The following is a 1910-nucleotide window of genomic DNA, read 5'->3' as shown; positions in this document are numbered from 1 at the left end:
GAAAAAACCTGCGTCTGGAACAGGAGCGTATCGGTTATGGCTGGCTGTTGGATGCACTTTGACCAGTAATAGCATTAGCAGTGAAAATCTCCCGGCTCACTCCACTGTCATCCTGTACAGGGACTGTACAGGATCTATCCCACAGGGAGGTGAATGCCCGGCAAGATGGCTCTCCCTGCAAAGTGGGTTCCGTACAATCCCTGTACGGAATGACAGTGGAGTAAAGTAACTGGTTTTCTGCCATGAATTCCTTAATGACTAACCTATAGATTTGTCTCAGATTAACTTCATCATTTTACTCAGCCCGAAAAAGCACAAGCGGTTTCAGCTTTTCGGGGAGCGGGCAACGGGTAGTGTCTGTAGAAATGTGGAAGTTATTTCAGGACAGCTCCTAAAATGTTCAGCTCGCTAAGCTCATCAAGTCTTGCCAGTTATTGGGAAAGCCCATATTTTTTTTGTTAGTATTGGGATATTTTTGCAATAGTTCATGCAGGCGTTCCAACCATTTACTATCGGGACTCACCTGTTTTATTAAGTGATCAAGAATAAGGATTACGATGAAAATGCGACGACTTGGTTGTATATCAAGTGGCTGCAGTCGGGCAGGAATACTTTCCCAATGCCCAGCTCGTAATAGCTTTGGCGGTACACTCAACTCCCGGTTCCAGAGCCGCGCATGATGAGCACAACAGTTACGGATAAACGTCAGTGTATGTAGCCAGCTGCCCAGTACGGAGTGGGGCGTATTAAAGCGTTTAGCAATTTGTTTTCGATCAGAATCTTTAGCTAAACCTTGATACAAGTGAGAAAGATTCCCAAAACTCAGCTCCTCCAACATTGCCCAGTTAGGCAGCAACCTCGGAGAGTTGTATTGGGACGGATAAAAACGCAGATAGTTTTCTTTTTTCCTACCCTCAATACGTTGTTGCTTAATATGGTCAGGTACTCTGCTTCTTTGGATATTGGTAATATCTCGTGCCAACGCTCTTTCTTCTTTTTTGATTTTGTCTTCTATTTCAGTTAACAAACGATGATGTTCATAGTCACCTTTGAACAATTGATTATCCATATACCAGTGAGCACCATAAGATGGCCCCATGTGGTTACCAATTGCAGAACGCATGGCGACTTCAAAGCGCTCAGCAGCATCCATTACGATGAGACGCAGTTCCCGGTCAAATGCATACAGTTCAACAATTTGTTGAAAACACACACCTGGCCTGAAAAAATGGGAGGAGCCACTTTCCTGAAAGGGGCGCATGTAAGCTGAAAGCCGAAAAAAACTGATCACCTCAAGGTATCGGGCAACACGATCCTGGCTCCTTATTATTAATCCCCGCTCGGTAAGTAGTTCAATTTGTTGTTCTACAGTCAACGCTGGCTTGGTGAACTCAATCATCCATTTGCTCAAAACAGAGGCATAAAAAACCCGCTCGATTTGTGCTTGAAGACCGAAGTCTACCTAGGCATGGCGGGTGTGTTACTGTGAAATGTAGGTTTTGGGATGAAATGCGTCAAGCACAATTTACCCTCAGTTAACCATAGCAGAAAAATATTATCTGATATTTTTTTATACAAATAGGTTTTTATTTTACTGCATCAATGAATTACCATCCGTTCCAGCCCTGTGGCAGATATCTTGAAATCCATATGAAACGGCGAAGAGCCAAAAAAGCTCCCTTGATAGTAGGAGCTTCGTTTTTTTCGGTAACGGGTATCAGTCAGGATTGTTCCGGTTGTGATCGCTGATTAAAACGTTTGTCCGGCTCATCTACTTTATCAAGCCGTCCCACTCTGTACCGAGTTCATCTATTTCATGGGCTGGTTCCTGCGTAGGAACACTCTGCCTGTTCATTGGTGAGTAGACCGGCGGAACTTCCCCGCCAGTCTCTCGTAAAACGGTACGTGAA

The 1910-nt window shown here is 44.3% G+C and carries 1 protein-coding gene; it reads right to left on the bottom strand.

What is annotated here, in order from left to right; genetic code table 11:
- Positions 1–400: 400 nt before the first annotated feature.
- A complete protein-coding gene (locus KDK15_RS18100; protein WP_257296795.1) occupies positions 401–1399 on the bottom strand; it encodes an Abi family protein in 999 nt (332 codons plus the stop codon).
- Positions 1400–1910: the final 511 nt, after the last annotated feature.

The organism is Endozoicomonas sp. YOMI1 (genome assembly GCF_024606345.1).
GTDB lineage: Bacteria > Pseudomonadota > Gammaproteobacteria > Pseudomonadales > Endozoicomonadaceae > Endozoicomonas.
Note: the sequence above shows the minus strand (reverse complement) of the source record. Positions and strands in the feature narration are given on the sequence as shown.

What these genes read in the sequence shown, in the direction of transcription:
- KDK15_RS18100 (WP_257296795.1), bottom strand. Translation starts at nt 1,399, where the DNA reads ATGATTGAGTTCACCAAGCCAGCGTTGACTGTAGAACAACAAATTGAA.